General features: G+C 37.7%; 13 protein-coding genes. 12 read left to right on the forward strand and 1 reads right to left on the reverse strand.

The window, feature by feature from the left end:
* Nucleotides 1-5 precede the first annotated feature (5 nt).
* The 4 genes from AC3HD6_RS06790 (at nt 6) to AC3HD6_RS06805 (ending at nt 6,296) form a co-directional block, all read left to right on the forward strand.
* The gene (locus tag AC3HD6_RS06790; RefSeq protein ID WP_488895660.1) at nt 6-2,381 is read left to right on the forward strand and encodes a transglycosylase domain-containing protein; all 2,376 of its coding nucleotides are present in this window, start codon (nt 6-8) and stop codon (nt 2,379-2,381) included.
* A 75-nt stretch (nt 2,382-2,456) separates the two neighbouring features.
* Nucleotides 2,457-3,998, forward strand: coding sequence for a protein adenylyltransferase SelO (locus AC3HD6_RS06795; RefSeq protein WP_488895661.1), 1,542 nt, complete (start codon nt 2,457-2,459; stop codon nt 3,996-3,998).
* A gap of 85 nt (nt 3,999-4,083) precedes the next feature.
* Entirely contained in the window at nt 4,084-4,941 is an 858-nt protein-coding gene (locus tag AC3HD6_RS06800) for a T9SS type A sorting domain-containing protein (protein ID WP_488895662.1), read from the forward strand.
* A 77-nt stretch (nt 4,942-5,018) separates the two neighbouring features.
* On the forward strand, nt 5,019-6,296 hold the full coding sequence (locus tag AC3HD6_RS06805) for a DUF6080 domain-containing protein (RefSeq protein WP_488895663.1): 1,278 nt from the start codon (nt 5,019-5,021) through the stop codon (nt 6,294-6,296).
* A 48-nt stretch (nt 6,297-6,344) separates the two neighbouring features.
* Here the strand turns inward: AC3HD6_RS06805 and AC3HD6_RS06810 are convergent, their stop codons facing one another.
* Nucleotides 6,345-6,902, reverse strand: a complete 558-nt coding sequence (locus tag AC3HD6_RS06810) for an SPOR domain-containing protein (RefSeq protein WP_488895664.1) — start codon at nt 6,900-6,902, stop codon at nt 6,345-6,347.
* A 182-nt stretch (nt 6,903-7,084) separates the two neighbouring features.
* On the opposite strand from AC3HD6_RS06810, the gene AC3HD6_RS06815 reads away from it, so the two are divergent.
* The 8 genes from AC3HD6_RS06815 (at nt 7,085) to AC3HD6_RS06850 (ending at nt 17,400) form a co-directional block, all read left to right on the forward strand.
* Nucleotides 7,085-8,443, forward strand: a complete 1,359-nt coding sequence (locus AC3HD6_RS06815; protein ID WP_488895665.1) for a c-type cytochrome — start codon at nt 7,085-7,087, stop codon at nt 8,441-8,443.
* A 23-nt stretch (nt 8,444-8,466) separates the two neighbouring features.
* Entirely contained in the window at nt 8,467-11,529 is a 3,063-nt protein-coding gene (locus AC3HD6_RS06820; RefSeq protein ID WP_488895666.1) for a TAT-variant-translocated molybdopterin oxidoreductase, read from the forward strand.
* 25 nt (nt 11,530-11,554) lie between these two features.
* Complete coding sequence (nrfD, locus tag AC3HD6_RS06825) at nt 11,555-12,952, forward strand: NrfD/PsrC family molybdoenzyme membrane anchor subunit (protein ID WP_045491788.1); 1,398 nt, start codon at nt 11,555-11,557, stop codon at nt 12,950-12,952.
* Nucleotides 12,939-13,460, forward strand: a complete 522-nt coding sequence (locus tag AC3HD6_RS06830) for a DUF3341 domain-containing protein (protein ID WP_027371993.1) — start codon at nt 12,939-12,941, stop codon at nt 13,458-13,460. Before nrfD ends, AC3HD6_RS06830 begins: the two co-directional genes overlap by 14 nt.
* A 1-nt stretch (nt 13,461) precedes the next feature.
* A complete protein-coding gene (locus AC3HD6_RS06835) occupies nt 13,462-14,145 on the forward strand; it encodes a c-type cytochrome (protein ID WP_488895667.1) in 684 nt (227 codons plus the stop codon).
* 8 nt (nt 14,146-14,153) lie between these two features.
* The gene (locus AC3HD6_RS06840; RefSeq protein ID WP_488895668.1) at nt 14,154-15,485 is read left to right on the forward strand and encodes a quinol:cytochrome C oxidoreductase; all 1,332 of its coding nucleotides are present in this window, start codon (nt 14,154-14,156) and stop codon (nt 15,483-15,485) included.
* 172 nt (nt 15,486-15,657) lie between these two features.
* Nucleotides 15,658-16,863, forward strand: coding sequence for a hypothetical protein (locus AC3HD6_RS06845; RefSeq protein ID WP_488895669.1), 1,206 nt, complete (start codon nt 15,658-15,660; stop codon nt 16,861-16,863).
* Nucleotides 16,864-17,400: an adenine phosphoribosyltransferase gene (locus AC3HD6_RS06850; RefSeq protein WP_488895670.1), complete on the forward strand. Its 537-nt coding sequence runs from the start codon at nt 16,864-16,866 to the stop codon at nt 17,398-17,400. It begins immediately after the preceding gene.
* Nucleotides 17,401-17,445: the final 45 nt, after the last annotated feature.

Raw genomic sequence — 17,445 nt, forward strand, 5'->3', positions numbered from 1 at the left:
CATCAATGGAAGTAAATAACAAAAATGCAGGAAATAAGGGGAAAACATTTCCTCTGCCTCCTAAAAAAAAGAACACCTCTTGGAAAAAATGGGTCTCCTTTATTTGGATTGGGCTCATTGCGGTAGTTTTAGGAATTTCAGGACTTTTCTTTGCGGTTTCCCAAGGATTCCTTGGAGAGATGCCGGATGTAAAGGAACTTGAAAATCCTGATATCTTCGTTGCTTCTGAAATCATATCTTCAGACGGAGTAACACTGGGTAAATTCGAAAAAGAAAAAACTCAGCCTATCGTATATAAGGATCTTCCTCCTTACCTTATCTATGCCCTTCAGGCAAAAGAGGATGAGCGTTTTAAAGAACATTCAGGAATTGATTTATACTCTATTGCCAGAGCTGTTGCTTATGGTGGAGGACGTGGTGGTGGTTCTACCATTACCCAGCAGTTAGCAAAACTTCTTTTTACAGGAAATGCCTCTCAGAATAAAGTTGAAAGAGCATTCCAGAAACTGAAAGAATGGGTGGTGGCCGTAAGTCTTGAGAAAAGATATACAAAAGAAGAGATCATCACTCTTTATTTCAATAAATTTGATTTCTTATTCAATGCAAATGGTGTCGAAATGGCATCCAGAGTTTATTTCAACAAAAAGACCTCTGAGCTTACTCTTCCGGAAGCTGCTACTTTTGTGGCCATGCTTGAAAACCCAAGAAAAAACAACCCTTACAGATATCCTGAAAGAGCAAAGGAAAGAAGAAATGTTGTATTGGATCAGATGCAAAAAACAGGATATATTGATGCTGCTACGTATGAAAAAGCAATCAACACTCCTGTAGAGGTAGATTTCCACCCAATTAAGAGTATCACTGACGGTTATTCTGCTTATTATAAATTCTACCTGAGAAAAGAGATTGACAAATATCTTGAGACTCACGAAAAAGAAACCGGTAAAAAACTTAACCTTTATAAAGACGGATTAAAAATTTATGTGACTCTTGATTCTAAAATGCAAAAGTATGCCGAGGAAGCTATCAAAGAGCACTTAACAGATCTTCAGAAAAGGTTTGACGCAGAACAGAGAGGAAGAAAGAACAGACCTTTCTATTACCTTACTGATAAGCAGATTAATGATGTAATGCTTCAGGCCATGAAAAGAACCGGCCGATATAAGTTGTTAAAAGCAGACGGCATGCCTGATGATTCCATCATGATGGAATTCAAAAAACCAATCAAAACTTCGAGGTTCACATGGGCCGGAGAAGAAGAGGTTGAAATGTCACCTTGGGACTCTATCAGATACCACAAGCAAATTGCACAGGCAGGTCTAATGTCAATGGTTCCTGGAACCGGAGAGATCAAAGCCTGGGTAGGAGGTATTGATTGGCAGCACTTCCAATATGACCATATTAAGCAAGGGAAGAGACAGGTAGGATCTACCTTCAAACCTTTCGTATATGCAACAGCAATTATGAAACTGGGAATGACTCCTTGCTCAACAGTTTCCAACGGAACGTATGATCACAATGGATGGCATGTACCGGGAAGAGGTGGAATGCTTACCTTGAAAGATGGTTTAGCACACTCTCAGAACCCGATTGCCGCAAGACTTATCGAAATGACAGGTGTAGATGCCGTTATCCAGACTGCAAGAGATCTTGGTGTAACAGAAGACATCCCTAGAAACAATACCATTGCACTAGGTTCATCAGATATTACAATCTATGAGATGCTAGGTGCCTACAGTACTTTTGCCAACTATGGAAACCACAATAAACCGGAAATGATCTGGAGAATTGAAGATGCCAACGGTAGAGTAATTAAGGAAGTTAACGTAGAACCTAAGGAAGTAATGAACCCAATGTATGCCTACACCATGATTGAACTGATGAAAGGTGTTGCACAGTATGGTACTGCTTCAGGAGAACTAGGAAGACGAGGAATTTCAAAAGCAGTTGAAATAGCTGCAAAAACAGGTACTACACAGAATAACTCCGATGGTTGGTTCATGGGAATCACTCCAAAACTGGCAACAGGAGCCTGGGTAGGATGGGAAGACAGGGCAACCCACTTCTTTGGAACTGGTGAAGGTCAAGGTGCGAGAATGGCATTACCAATATGGGCAATCTTCATGAAGAAAGTATGGGCAGACAAAACATTAGGAGTAACTCCGGATGATAAGTTCACCAAACCTTCAGACTGGAAAGACGGCTGCTCAAATCTTAAAGGACTGAGTGGCGGATATGGAGATGATGGAAGCCTCCAGACCATTGATGAGATCAAGAACCCAAGAGCTGCAGATCCAACTCCTAAAAAACCAACAGAGAAGAAAGAAGAAAACATTAATGAAAACCTTCATTCAAATGATGAGGTAGATTTTAATAAATAAATTCTCTTTTAGAAATACATAAGACCTTTCAATAATTTGGAAGGTCTTTTCTTTTATAATTAATACCTTTGAAGTATGAATATTGAACATATCAGCCAACCTTTCATCAAGAAATTTCCAGGAGACTGCTCTAATAATCCTATGCAGAGAAATACACCTAAGGTTTTATTTTCAACGACTCAGCCTGCCGGTTTTGACAATCCTCAGTTAATAGCCTTCAATGAAGCTTTATCAGAAGAAATCGGACTAGGTAAGTTCGAAGAGAAAGACCTTGGTTTCTTAGTAGGAAATCACCTTCCAGATAATGTTCAAACCTATGCTACCGCTTATGCAGGTCATCAGTTTGGAAATTGGGCAGGTCAACTTGGAGACGGAAGAGCTATACTTGCTGGTGAGATTACCAACAGTTCAGGAAAAAGAACAGAAATCCAGTGGAAAGGAGCCGGCGCAACTCCTTATTCCAGACATGCAGATGGAAGGGCTGTACTCAGATCTTCCGTAAGAGAGTATCTAATGAGTGAAGCCATGTTTCACCTAGGCGTTCCTACAACCAGAGCGTTAAGTCTTGCATTTACTGGCGAAGATGTTGTTCGTGACATTATGTATAACGGAAATCCACAGTTGGAAAAAGGAGCTGTAGTGATCAGAACCGCTGAAAGTTTTCTTCGTTTCGGCCACTTTGAACTGATGTCTGCCCAACAGGAATATAAAACCTTGCAGGAACTTTTGGATTTCACTATTGAAAATTATTATCCGGAAATCATATCATCAGGCACTCAAAAATATAAAGACTTCTTTGAAAGCGTTTGTACCCGCACAGCCAATCTTATGGTGGAATGGTTCAGAGTAGGATTTGTACATGGGGTCATGAATACAGACAACATGTCTATTTTAGGACTAACAATTGATTATGGACCTTATTCCATGATGGATGAATACGATTTAAATTTCACTCCCAACACTACTGATCTTCCGGGAAGAAGATATGCCTTTGGAAAACAGGGGCAAATTTCCCAATGGAATCTTTGGCAGCTAGCCAATGCCCTCCATCCTTTAATTAAGGATGAAAAGTTTTTAGAAAATACATTAAACAGATATGGTAATTATTTTTGGGAAGCTCATGACAAAATGCTTTGCAGAAAGTTTGGTTTTGATGAATTGAGAAAAGATGATGAAGAGTTTTTCACCAATTGGCAGGGATTAATGCAAGAACTGGAACTGGATTATACTTTATTTTTCAATCAATTGGAAAAACTTACCGCTGATATGGATTTAAAAGAGTACTTCAGCAAGATCTCCTACTCCTTTCTAAATGAAGATAAATTGAGAAAACTCAAAAAATTTATTGAAAGTTATGAGGTCAGGTTAGGTTTAAATACCATTTCAAGAGAAGAATCTTTACAAATGATGGCGAGGTCCAATCCAAAGTTCATTTTAAGAAATTATCTTCTCTATGAATGCATTGAGGAAATTAATAATGGTAGAACAGAAATGTTCAACAAACTCATAAAAGCATTGGAAAACCCTTATGAAGAAGTATTTTCTGAATTTTCAACTAAAAGACCATCAGGCTATGATGACACTGCAGGATGTTCTACACTTTCGTGTAGTTCTTAATGAAAACAACATTAAAAAAGGATAAATATTGAATTATTTACATTGCATTAAATATTTTCACTAATTTTAGAAAAAATATTTTAACATGAAAAGAATTCTACTATCATTAGCTTTATTAGCAAGTTTTTACAGCAGCGCTCAAACTGTATTATCTGAGAATTTTAATGGCGGAACATTTCCTCCAACTGGCTGGACAAGATCAGCTACACTGACATCAAACCCTTGGGGCCCATCTAATTCAGCTTCAACATTCCCTTCGAGTGGAGCCAATGCTATAGCTACCTATTCTATTGGCAATACTACATCGGCAGCAATTGACTATGCTTCTGCATCTAATACAGCTAATCTTACAAGCCCTGCTTTCAGCTTGGCAGGTGCCACAGCTCCTGTATTAAAATTCAAAGTAGTAGTAGGCTGGTCCTATATGATCAATCAAAACTTAGGAGACCTGATTGCACAAATATCCACAAATGGAGGTGCAACATGGACAACATTATGGGCAGAAGATACTGAAACAGGCTTTATTGATGATGGTGATGGTGATGAGGACACAGACTTATACAACACTGTATCAGTTCAGAAAGATTTGACTGCCTATATAGGACAAACTAATGTTCAGATAAGATTCCGGTATACAGCAACAGATGCTGACGCTGTTTCCATAGACGACGTACAGGTTCTTACAAACGGAACATTAGGAACTCATGAAGTGTCATCTAAAAAAACATCATTAGAGATCTATCCAAACCCAACAAAAGGAGAAATAAATATTAAAACAGATAAGAATATCAAATCTTCAACAATATTTGATATGACAGGAAAGTCATTATTACAAAACAACAATGAAAAAGCTGACGTTTCTTCGCTTCCAAAAGGAGCTTACTTATTGAAAGTAATATTTACAGATGGATCTTCTTCTACAAGAAGTATTATCAAACAATAATCACAACGTGTATACAATCTTCCTAAAACCACCAATTCTGGTGGTTTTTTATTTTACTTTTGCAAAAAATACGACACGTGTCATTAATCAAGACAAAATTTATTAATTTTTTGAGGCTGGTTTTTCCTTCCTCTTATACAGAACTGGGAGTTTTCATGTTCTTCATTACCTGCTACGGAATTCTTGGCTCTTATATTGCCATTCATTACAGAATTATCTTTGACAGTAGAATTCCTTGGGATGCTTACTTCAGTTTTGACAACAAATCAATACTGATGACCGGAGGAAGCTTTGAAAGACATCCTCTATCCTACTATTTTTTTAACTGGGTCAGAGAATTTTGTTTATTTATATCAGGAGGAAAAATGGATATGACTTTTAGACTATCCCTTGCCTGGCTCAGCAATATCATTATTACCTTGAATGTTGTTCAGATTTTTAAATATCTTAAGAATATCATCAGACTTCCATTACTCTACAGTCTTTTGATCACTTTATTTTTCGGAATATTTTCTACCAACATTATCCTATCCTTCACCCCTGAGAATTTTACTTACACATTATTTTTACTTTCATTGTATAACTATTACGCAGCAATAAAACTCAGAAAAGAAGAGAAAATACCCGCAGCCGCGTTATCTCTAGCAAGCATTACCATTGGAGGACTTACTATCACCAACATTGCAAAAGTTTTTATTCCGGTACTTTTCGAAAAAGGACTCTTTAAAAACTGGAAAAAAATAGGCAGCGCTATTACAAGAGCAATAATAGCCATCATTATTTACGCACTGCTTTATCTTTATAGAATTGATTTTAAATATCAGAATATATTTTCAAAGACCAACCAACAATATGAAAAGTTTTCTAATGTAGAGTCTATGCCAACTTGGGATATGATTTTATCTTTCTTTTTTGGCGGCAATATTCTGTTCCCGGGCTTCATTATCTCAGACAAACACAATATGAAAGGATTCGATTTTAAAGGCCTTTACATGGACCTCTATTCATCTGCAATCCCCTATATTTTTATCGTACTGTTATTAATACTGATAAGTTGGAGTTATATAAAGAATTTTAAAAACAAATGGGTTCAAGTTATCATGATTTCATTTTTCTTTGATATCATCATCCATTGCATCATGAGATTTGGGCTTCATACCTCATACATCTATGGCGGACATTTTGTTTTTGTGTACCCGTTGCTTATTGGGTGGCTTTTCTATGCCTACAAATCCTCTCCAAGAGCCATAGCCTTCTTAACATTAATATTCTGTTTCCTGTTGGTTTATTTATTTATAAACAATCTTTACAGGATGTCAGAATTCTTTTGGTTCCTAGAAACCTATTATCAATAAAAAAAAGCCGGGATAATTCCCGGCTTATATATTTTGAAATATTCAATATTACTTTGCTTCTGAACAGAAGATTCTGTATTGTACAGCTACTGCAGATTTGAAATACTCTCTTATTCTAGAAAGGTCACCCGCAGCACTTTGCTTAGTGAAATAACTTCCAGCTAAAATTTTATAATTAGGTCTTAAAGAAGCATCTGTTTCCACTTTCAGGTTAGGAAATCTTTTTCTGAAATAAGACTTCACTTCATTAGCTTCTTCATTACTTTTTACTGTTGTAATCTGAATTTTGTAGCCTAAAATTCTAGGATTTTTTCTACAGATTTCTGCATTAGTTAATTCCCTATTCGGCACATAGATTTTTGGAGGTTTTGTAGTGATACCTGATGAAATACCAGAGTCATTATTACCATAATCTTTAGATGGATTATTAGTAACAACCTTTGAACATTTATCTTCAACTCCTTCCAAAGCAGCATTTATTTTGGAATCCATAGTGATGACAAGCTCTGTTCCTGAAAGCGTATCTTTTTTAACAACCTGCTGGGCTTCAATACTATAAAAACCAAACAACGATAATATCGAAAATATTTTGATCAAATTTCTCATTTAAACTTGTTTCCGCAAATTTATACAAATTAAAAAACTATACCAAACGAGTTATTTAGAATCAATACAAATTAAACGTAAATGATATTTTCCCCTTTCTATATGCCGTTAAATTTCTGTTAAAAATATTATTTTTGCGGAATTGATATGTTTCAATAATTTACTAACATAAGATAATTTAAATGATTAGTTGGAGAAAGCATTATAAAAAAACGTTGATCGCAATAGGCTTATTGCTATCAACCAGTGCTTCATTTTACGGGCAAGACGGCGATCCTAAAAACGGAGAGAAACTTTTCAAAGCGAATTGTACTGCATGTCACGCGCTGGACAAACAAGTAATAGGACCACCATTAAAGGGGGTTGTAGAACGTGTAAAGACAGAAGGCGGTGTAGACAGAGATTGGCTTCACAAGTGGATCAAAGATAACAAAGCTTTAAGAGCTTCAGGGGATAAATACGCCAATGAGATTTTTGAAAAGTATAATAAAACTGAAATGTTGCAGTTTCCTAATCTTACGGAGAAGGATATTGATGATATTTTAGCGTTCACAACTAATCCACCGGCTCCTGAGCCTCCAAAGGATGACAAAGCAACTGCAGCAACAGGAACAACTGCTGCACCTGCAGACAACAGCACAACAAACATTGTTGTTATTTCACTTTTAGCCATTGCAGGTCTATTAGTTTGGATTTTAGTTAAACTAAGACAATTAGTAAAACTAGGCCAATCTGAAGAATTAACAGGGCTTAACGAAACAAGAGTTCGTTCGTTCAGTGAAATGTACGAGAAGTTCCACTACGTTGGTAAGGCATTATTAGCTATTCTTGCTATTCTTGCAGCTTACGGAGTTTGGAACTGGTTAATGTGGATCGGGGTTTACAAAGGTTACAAACCTGAGCAGCCTATCTACTTCTCTCACAAAATCCACGCTGGAGAGCAAAAAATTGACTGTCAATTATGTCACTCTAGTGCTAAATACGGAAAAGTATCTGAGATTCCTTCTATGAACGTTTGTATGAACTGTCACAGAACAATTTCTGAATACAACGCAGATCACTACATGGAGCCTGGAAAAGATAAGGCATTCTATGACGGAGAAATCCAGAAGATCTACGCTGCAACAGGTTGGGATCCTGTTAAACAACAATACACAGGAAAAACGCAGCCGGTTGAATGGACAAGAATCCACAACATGCCAGATTTCGTTTACTTCAACCACTCTCAGCACGTAATTGCTGGTGAACAAGCGATCATCAATTCTTTCAATAAGAAGAACCCTAACAACAAAATCGATGTTGTATGTAAGGCTTGTCATGGTAAGATTGACACAATGAATGTTGTTCAAATGGCTAACGACTTTACTATGGGATGGTGTATCGAGTGCCACAGAACGACTGAGGTTGATATGAACAACGGTTATAATAAAGAGTACTTCAAGAATCTACACGACAAGTTGAAAAAACAATATCCACAAGATGGAGGTAAAATCACTGTAGATGCAATTGGAGGTCTTGAGTGTGGTAAATGTCATTATTAATAACTAAAAAATTAGAAGTATAAATGGCTTCAAACAAAATACAATTCAGAAGTATTCATGAACTTAAAGATCCAGCTTTAAATAATAAGCTGGCTCAGAAAGAGTTTCAGGAAGAAATTCCGGTAGAAGATTTCCTTGGAGATGCTGAACAAAACGGATCAAGTACTTCAAGAAGAGACTTCCTTAAATTACTAGGATTCTCTACAGCAGCAGTAACTTTGGCTGCCTGCGAAGCTCCAGTAATCAAAACGATTCCTTACGTGGTAAAGCCGCATGATATTATTCCGGGAATCCCTAACTATTACGCTTCAACATATTTTGATGGGTTCGACTTTGCTAGTGTTTTAGTAAAAACTAGAGAAGGTAGACCAATCAAAATTGAACCCAACCCAGCTGGTGGTGATTTAGGTAAAACTAATGCAAGAGCTCAGGCAAGTGTACTTTCTCTTTATGATAATGATAAAGTAAAGCAGCCTAAACTAGATGGTAAAGATGAAACTTTCGATAAAGTAGACAGTTTTGTGATCAAAGGTTTGGAAGAAGCTAAAGCGTCAGGCAAAAAGATTGTGGTTTTATCACACTCTTTTGCTTCACCAACGTTCAAAAAGTTATTCGCTGAATTCAAAACTAAATACCCTACAGCTGAATTAGTAACTTTCGATGCATATCCGTATGCTGCAGGACTAGATGCTGCTCAGGAAGTTTTCGGACAAAGAGCATTACCTGTTTATGACCTTAACGGTTCTGAATTGGTAGTTTCTTTCCAGGCTGATTTCTTAGGAGATTATAACGCTTCAAGCTTAGAGACTTCTTATGCTGCGGCTAGAAAACCAGGAGCAAACATGTTGAGACACATCCAAGTGGAATCTAACATGTCTTTAACTGGTGCTAACGCTGACTCAAGATATAGATTAAAGCCAAGTGCTGTAAACAAAACTTTAGTTGAAGTTTACAACGCAATCGTAGGTGGTGGTACTTCTGATAAGACTGCTACTGAAATTGCTAACGAATTGAAAGCAAAAGGCAGCAAAGCTGTTGTTTTCGCTGACGGTTCTAAAGGAGCACAGGTTTTAGCACACTTAATCAACCAAAAATTAGGATCAGTAGCTTTCACAGGTAAAGCGAACTTCCTGAAAGAATTCAACGGTGCAAGATACCAGGAATTCCTAGGATGGATAAACGGTGGACAAGTTGGAGTATTAGTTACTAACAACGTAGATCCTATCTATGCTCATCCAAAAGGAGAAGACTTCAAAAAGTCTTTATCTAAAGTTCCTTACGTAATTGCTGTTGCTGATAAGAAAAATGAAATGTACAAAGCAGCTAAGGCTGTTATTCCAGTAGCTAACTGGTTAGAGTCTTGGGGAGATATCGAACCACAGACCGGAGTATATTCATTAATGCAGCCTACAATCCAGAAGATCTACAAATCAAGACAGATTGAAGAATCTCTATTGGTTTGGAAGAATGGTAAGAACAATGCGGCAAACAACTACTACGATTATTTAAAGGCAAGCTCTGCTTCTCTTTTAGGTGGTACTTCTTTCAACAAAGCATTATATAACGGTATTAACCCTTCTACTAACTCAACAACATTATCTTACGCAGGTGGAAACGCTGCTCAGGCTGTTGCTGAATTAGGAAACTTCAAAGCTTCTGATTTAGAATTAGTATTATACACTAAGACTTCAATGGGAGATGGTACTCAGGCAAACAACCCTTGGTTACAAGAGTTACCTGACCCAATCACCAGAATGTCTTGGGATAACTACTTGACAATTTCTCCAAAAGATGCAGAAAAATTTGCTATAGATAACGATCTTAACGCAAGAATGCAGCTAGATGGTTCTATCGTAAACCTTACTGTAAATGGAGTTACAATAAAAGACGTTCCTGTATTCGTACAGCCAGGTCAAGCAGAAGGATCAGTAGGTCTTGCGCTTGGATATGGTAAGAAAAACTCAGGAGCAACTGCTGATACAGGGGTAAATGCTTATCCTTTATTCGATGGTTCTAACCTTGTTCTTTCTGGTGTTAAAATCGAGAAAACAGGAGAAGATCACGAATTCGCAGGTATCCAGCTTCAAAATACATTAATGGGTCGTTACGAAATCGCTAAAGAAGTTCCTTTAGCTGAATTCATCAACGTACCATTTGATGACGAGCACAAAGGATGGAACAAGCCTTTGGAATACCACACCATCAGTGGAGCTCTTCCAGCAAGAAAAATCGACCTTTGGGATGCATTTGATGACACTGACGGTCCTCACTTCAACTTATCTATTGACTTGAACTCTTGTACAGGTTGTGGAGCATGTATCATTGCTTGTCAGGCTGAGAACAACGTTCCTGTAGTAGGTAAAGAAGAGGTAAGAATGTCTAGAGATATGTACTGGTTAAGAATTGACCGTTACTATTCTTCAAGACAAACTGTAGAAGTATATGAAGGATTAAAAGAAGGAATGGCTGTACCAGAATTATATGGTACTGCATTCAACAAAGAAGGAGGTGCATTAAACCACCCGGCTGATAATCCAGATGTAATCTTCCAACCAGTAATGTGTCAGCACTGTAACCATGCTCCATGTGAAACTGTATGTCCGGTAGCGGCTACTTCACACGGTAAGCAAGGTCAAAACCATATGGCTTACAACAGATGTATCGGTACAAGATATTGTGCAAACAACTGTCCGTACAAAGTAAGACGTTTTAACTGGTTTACTTATAACCTAAATGATAAGTTCGATTACAACATGAACAACGATTTAGGAAGAATGGTACTTAACCCAGATGTAGTTGTAAGAACTAGAGGGGTAATGGAGAAATGTTCAATGTGTATCCAAATGACTCAGAATACAATTCTTGAGGCTAAGAAAGAAGGAAGAAGAGTGAAGGATGGAGAATTCCAGACAGCTTGTTCTAAAGCTTGTTCTACTGGTGCAATGACATTTGGAGACATGAATGATAAAGATTCTTCAATTAGAAAGGTATATGCCTCTAACAGAAGATATTATTTACTTGAGGAGATCGGAACAAAACCAAACGTGTTCTATCACACTAAAGTAAGAAACAGAGTAGAAAAATAAAGTTTAAATAATAAATAGGTAAAAAATGTCAGGACATTACGAAGCTCCGATAAGGGAACCTCTAATTATTGGTCACAAAACTTATCACGATATCACAGAAGATATTGCACGACCTATCGAAGAAAGAGCAGGTAAATTATGGTGGATCTCATTATATGCAGCCTTAGTTCTATTCATCTATGGATTCGGATGTATCGCTTATACTATCGGAACAGGTATTGGGTCATGGGGGCTTAACAGAACTATTAACTGGGGTTGGGATATTACCAACTTCGTATGGTGGGTAGGTATCGGTCACGCCGGAACCCTAATCTCAGCAGTATTATTATTATTTAGACAGAGATGGAGAATGTCTGTAAACAGATCTGCAGAGGCGATGACGATCTTTGCGGTTGTACAGGCGGCAATCTTCCCTGTAATTCACATGGGTAGAGTTTGGGTTGGATACTGGGTATTCCCATTACCAAACCAATTCGGTTCTCTTTGGGGGAACTTCAACTCTCCTCTACTTTGGGACGTATTTGCGATCTCTACGTATTTCTCAGTATCAACTGTATTCTGGTTCATGGGACTAATCCCTGACTTTGCAATGATCAGAGATAGAGCTAAAACTCCTTGGACTAAGAAGATTTATACTTTCCTTGCATTCGGTTGGGGTGGTAAAGCAAAACACTGGCAAAGATTCGAAGAACTTTCTTTGGTTCTTGCGGGTTTAGCAACTCCACTTGTATTCTCAGTACACACCACCGTATCTTTTGACTTCGCGACTTCAGTAATTAAAGGATGGCACTCTACGATCTACCCTCCTTACTTCGTTGCTGGTGCGATCTTCTCAGGATTTGCAATGGTACAGACACTATTGTTGGTTGCTAGAAAAGTTTGTCACTTAGAAGAATATATTACAATGTACCATATCGAAATTATGAACATCGTAATCGTTCTTACAGGTGGTATGGTAACAGTAGCTTATGCAACTGAATATTTCATCGGATGGTACTCAGGATCTAGATTTGAAGATTTCACATATCTTTCTCCAGGTGCTGCTGTAGGACCTTACTGGTGGGCATTCTGGTCATTGATCATCTGTAACCTTGTGGTTCCTGCTTCTTTCTGGTTCAAAAAAGCGAGAACGAACATTATCTGGACATTCATCGTTGCTTTGATCATCAACATCGGTATGTGGTTTGAGCGTTTTGATATCATCGTTATCAACCTTTCTAGAGACTACTTACCAGGATCATGGACAATGTTTAAGCCAACGATCATTGATGTGGGTGTATACTTAGGAACAATCGGATTCTTCTCTGTATTATTCTTATTATATGCAAGAACATTCCCTGTAATTGCACAGGCTGAATTAAAATCGATTTTGAAAATCTCAGGTGAAACTTATAAAGCAAAAGAAGGAGATGAGCACCACTAAAATTGTATACGGACTTTATGCTGATGACGACGATTTAATGAACGGCGTTAAAGCATTCAACGATAAAGGAATCGCTATAAACGAAGTATATACTCCGTTTCCGGTTCACGGACTAGATAAAGCTTTAGGATTAAAGAAAACTAGAATTTCTGATGCAGCTTTCATCTATGCTTGTTATGGTGTTACTATTGGTGCTACTTTAACTTGGTATGTGATGAACCATGACTGGCCTCAGAATATCGGTGGTAAACCAGCATTTGACTGGGGACACAATATGCCGGCATTCGTAGTTCCAATGTTCGAATTAATGGTATTCTGTGCGGCTCACATGATGTCTTTAACTTTCCTAGTTAGAAACAAAATGTATCCAGGAGCTCCAGCTCAGAACCCAGATCCAAGAACTACTGATGATAAATTCATGATGGAATTTGTAACTGAAGATGTAGAATCTGTAAAACAGTTGCTAATTGAAACTGGAGTTGAAGAAATAACTGTTAAAGACGCTTAAAATGAAAAAGAATGTATTAAGAATTACAGCAGTTTTAGGTTTAACTACAGTTTTACTTAACTCTTGCGGGCCAAAGGAGAACACTCCATTGGTTTACTTCCCGGACATGTATTTTCCGGTAGCTTATGATCCATTGATGAAGGCTCAGGATGCGTATTCAGATCATGAAAATGAGATTCCTGCTTTCGTAAAAAATAATGGTGCAACAGGTCTTTCTCCAGTAGAAGGATCAGTTGCTCAAAATAAAGATGGAGTTTTTGAAGAAAGCTTATTACCAAAAAATGTTGACGAGTACAACGCAGGGTATGATGCTTCTAAAAAACTAACAGCTTCTCCTCTAAACCCAGCTAATGCAGCTAAGGATCTTGAAAGAGGAAAAGTATTATTTGACCATACTTGTGCCGCATGTCACGGAACAGGAGGTGATGGACAAGGACCAATTGTACAAACGGGAGCTTTCTCGGGAGTACCAAACTATGCTGACAGAGAGCTTACGGTAGGGTCTGTTCATTATGTATTAACAAACGGTAGAAATGCCATGGGATCTTATGCGGGACAATTGAACGCAGGAGATAGATGGAGAGTAGCAATGTATGTGATGAGTGCTTTCAAAAAAGGAGCAGCACCTGCAGCAGCTACAGCGACGGCACCAGCAACTGAAACGACTACCGAAACTAAAAAATAAGAAAAGAAATGTATAGTTTTTCACCAAAATTAAAATCAACTTCTATAATACTTCTTGTTGTAGGTTTAGTTCTGTTTGGTATTGGTTTCTTTATGAATAAAGGACTTTCTACTGAGAAAATAGAACACATGATGGAGGCTGTTCATGCTTCTGGTCATGATGCTCCTACTCACTCAAGTGAAATGGTTGGACCGCAGGATCATGCTGCTCACTTAGAGCATGCTACTATGCAAGTCCACAACCAGCCTTTAGCATCATTGCACTTTGTTGCAGTGTTCTTCTTTGGAGTAAGTTGCGCTGTACTGTTCTTCTACTGTATTCAGCACGCAGCTCACGCAGGATGGCCTATTATCATCACAAGAGTAATGGAGGCTATTGCTTCTTATATTCCTTATGGTGGTGCAATTCTGGTTATCTTGATGATCTTAAACATTACTCATAATGGTCACTTATTCCACTGGATGGATCCTGAATTGACAGACCCAAATTCTGCACATTTTGATGTGATCCTATTCGAAAAGAAAAGATTCTTAAATATTCCTTTCTATGCAATAAGAACTTTAATCTATGTAATTGGTGCTTCTTTCTTCGCATGGAAATTGAAAGCTCAGTCTAAAAAAGTAGACGATACTAAATCTAAAGTTGAGTATCAAATGCTTTACAGATGGGCTGTAGGATATATCGCATTCTTCGGATTTGCTTCTGCTGCTTGGGCTTGGGACTGGTTGATGTCTATTGACCCTCACTGGTATTCTACAATGTATATCTGGTATTCAATGGTTAGCTGCCTTTCAAGTGGTATTGCTGTAATCATTTTATTAAGTGTTTATCTTAAGAAAAATGGTTTCTTACCACAGTTCAATGACAACCACTTACACGATTTAGGAGTTTTCCTTTTCGCTACAAGTATGCTTTGGACATATACATGGTTCGCTCAATTCATGCTTTACTGGTATGCAAACGTTCCGGAAGAGGTTAACTACTTCTTCGGTAGATTCCAACACTACGGTACTACATTCTTACCAATGCTAATCATCAACTTCTTATTACCACTATTGGTATTAGTAAGTAGCAGCATTAAGAGAAACTACAAAGTAGTTACCACAATGGCAGTAGTAGTTATCTTAGGTCACCTTTTAGATTACTTCAACATGGTAATGCCAGGAACGGTAGGACCATTCTGGAACACTCCTGAAGTATTCTTGTTAATCCTAGGAGCAGTTTTATTCGTAGCTGGACTATTTATGTTTACTGTACTTTCAGCTTTATCTAAACTGAAGTTGATTCCTACAGGAAACCCATACTTACACGAATCTGAAATTTATGAGTATCCTTTCTAAGGACTTGTAATAAAAAATACTCTTAAAAGACTGATTGTTTAAACGATCAGTCTTTTTTTATATCAAACAATTTTCACCAGCCATTACAAAAATGAAGCCCGGAAAAACAAAACAAAAAATAAAATCTACTATTAATAAAGGTTTTAGTAAATTTGCAACAAACCAAATAAAAATGAAAAAGTTTTCTTTTCTACTTGTTTTCAGTCTGTTGCTTTTTACAGCATGTAAGAAAGATCATGTAGATGCTACGAATACTAAAACGCTGCAGTCAAGTATCAATGATATGACTTCCAGCTTACCAACCATTAAACAGATTAAGTTTAATGAAGCTCTTTATATCCTTAAAACATTTGGCGTGGAAGCTGATGGAGATGTGAATGAGCTAAAAGCTCTTGGAAAACTGATTAACGGGAAAAAAGTTCCTGAAATCATGAGCCTGGCTGACGAAGTCGCACAGAAAAATGGAATCGAATGGGTAAGTACTGCCCCACCATCATTGGGTGAAATGAATATCTTTGGTGATGATAAAGCCAAGGAAAGTGATCCTAATGACGTAAAAGCAGGTGCATTAAGTATTGTAACCAGACCTACAGGAGATGACGGAAACGGTGCACCAACAGCAATTCAAATTGTTCCAAGACTAGTAGACGCTGTAGGAAACCCTGTATCATTTACAGGAGCAGGTTTGGAAGCTACATTAGAAGTTTTTAGTAACGGAGTAAGACTTTCTACGGCTAAAAACCTGATGCAGGATAATAACTTTAAGGGATTCAACCTTAAATTCTCCTCTATTCCGGCTTCAAAAGTAGTAGATAACAAAATTGATATCACAGTTTCTGTAAAAACAACGGCAAAGACATTCAAAATGTCTAAAATTGGATTGGATGTGAATGCAGCAGCCCTAAAAGTTCCTGCTGTTCCAAAAACAGATACAACAGCAGTACCACAACAACCAAGTGCTGTAGTAGATCCTAATAATCCGGCAGCCACTACTCCAACTCCAACTACAGAACCTGGTACAGCAACTCCGACAGCTCCGGCAGCACCTAAGCAGCCCACCGCGGATCCAAAAAATACAGTTAGTAAATTCCTGAGCAGTGTAGGTTCTCAAAACCTTAAAGCAGCTTATGATGCTTCCAATAACCCAAGCTGGGGAAGCTATGAGTCTTTCTCCAATCCTAATTCAGGTTTTGGGGCTGTAAAGAATGTAAGCGTAAAAAATATTACCACCAGTGCATCTAATCCAAATGGAGCGAGTGTAAATGCTACTTATGATGTAACGGATAAAAACGGAAAGACAACCTCATTAAAGGTAACTTTCGGACTTAAAAATGTAAATGGAGACTGGAAAATTTCCAGCTATAAAATCAACCCATAAATGGCTTCACCTGAACTAATCAAAAGACTAGAAGAAACAATTGAAAATATTCCGGACTTTCCTATTCCAGGAATTCAGTTTAAAGATATTTCACCTATCTTTTTAGATCCTAAACTTTATGAAGATGTAATTGCAGACCTTGCTGCCCAAAGTCAAGGAAAAATAGATGCAGTATGCGGAATAGAAAGCCGTGGTTATCTTTTTGGAATTGCGATTGCTGTAGCATTGGAGGTTCCTTTTATCTTAATCAGAAAAGCAGGAAAACTTCCCCCGCCAGTTATTTCGGAAAAATATGATCTGGAATATGGAAGCGCCATTATTGAAACTCGCGAAGGGCAAATAAAACCCGGACAAAGAGTTTTAATCCATGATGATCTTCTAGCAACTGGAGGAACAACCGAAGCGGCTGCTAAATTAGTAGAAAAACAGGGGGCAACAGTCTCTCAATTCAGTTTCCTGATTGGTCTGAAAGATTTGAATGGTGATGAAAAACTGAAAAAGTTTGGTGCAGAAGTGTATCACGTCTTAGAATATTAATCTATACCCCTAAAAAAATAAATGCTTCGTAAACTATGTTTTCGA

The organism is Chryseobacterium sp. II3a (assembly GCF_057815135.1).

Excerpts from the sequence above, each read along its gene's own strand:
- nrfD (WP_045491788.1), top strand. The coding sequence starts at position 11,555 with ATGTCAGGACATTACGAAGCTCCGATAAGGGAACCTCTAATTATTGGT.
- AC3HD6_RS06810 (WP_488895664.1), bottom strand. The coding sequence starts at position 6,902 with ATGAGAAATTTGATCAAAATATTTTCGATATTATCGTTGTTTGGTTTT.
- AC3HD6_RS06835 (WP_488895667.1), top strand. The coding sequence starts at position 13,462 with ATGAAAAAGAATGTATTAAGAATTACAGCAGTTTTAGGTTTAACTACA.
- AC3HD6_RS06815 (WP_488895665.1), top strand. The coding sequence starts at position 7,085 with ATGATTAGTTGGAGAAAGCATTATAAAAAAACGTTGATCGCAATAGGC.
- AC3HD6_RS06820 (WP_488895666.1), top strand. The coding sequence starts at position 8,467 with ATGGCTTCAAACAAAATACAATTCAGAAGTATTCATGAACTTAAAGAT.
- AC3HD6_RS06790 (WP_488895660.1), top strand. The coding sequence starts at position 6 with ATGGAAGTAAATAACAAAAATGCAGGAAATAAGGGGAAAACATTTCCT.
- AC3HD6_RS06795 (WP_488895661.1), top strand. The coding sequence starts at position 2,457 with ATGAATATTGAACATATCAGCCAACCTTTCATCAAGAAATTTCCAGGA.
- AC3HD6_RS06845 (WP_488895669.1), top strand. The coding sequence starts at position 15,658 with ATGAAAAAGTTTTCTTTTCTACTTGTTTTCAGTCTGTTGCTTTTTACA.
- AC3HD6_RS06830 (WP_027371993.1), top strand. The coding sequence starts at position 12,939 with ATGAGCACCACTAAAATTGTATACGGACTTTATGCTGATGACGACGAT.
- AC3HD6_RS06840 (WP_488895668.1), top strand. The coding sequence starts at position 14,154 with ATGTATAGTTTTTCACCAAAATTAAAATCAACTTCTATAATACTTCTT.
- AC3HD6_RS06850 (WP_488895670.1), top strand. The coding sequence starts at position 16,864 with ATGGCTTCACCTGAACTAATCAAAAGACTAGAAGAAACAATTGAAAAT.
- AC3HD6_RS06800 (WP_488895662.1), top strand. The coding sequence starts at position 4,084 with ATGAAAAGAATTCTACTATCATTAGCTTTATTAGCAAGTTTTTACAGC.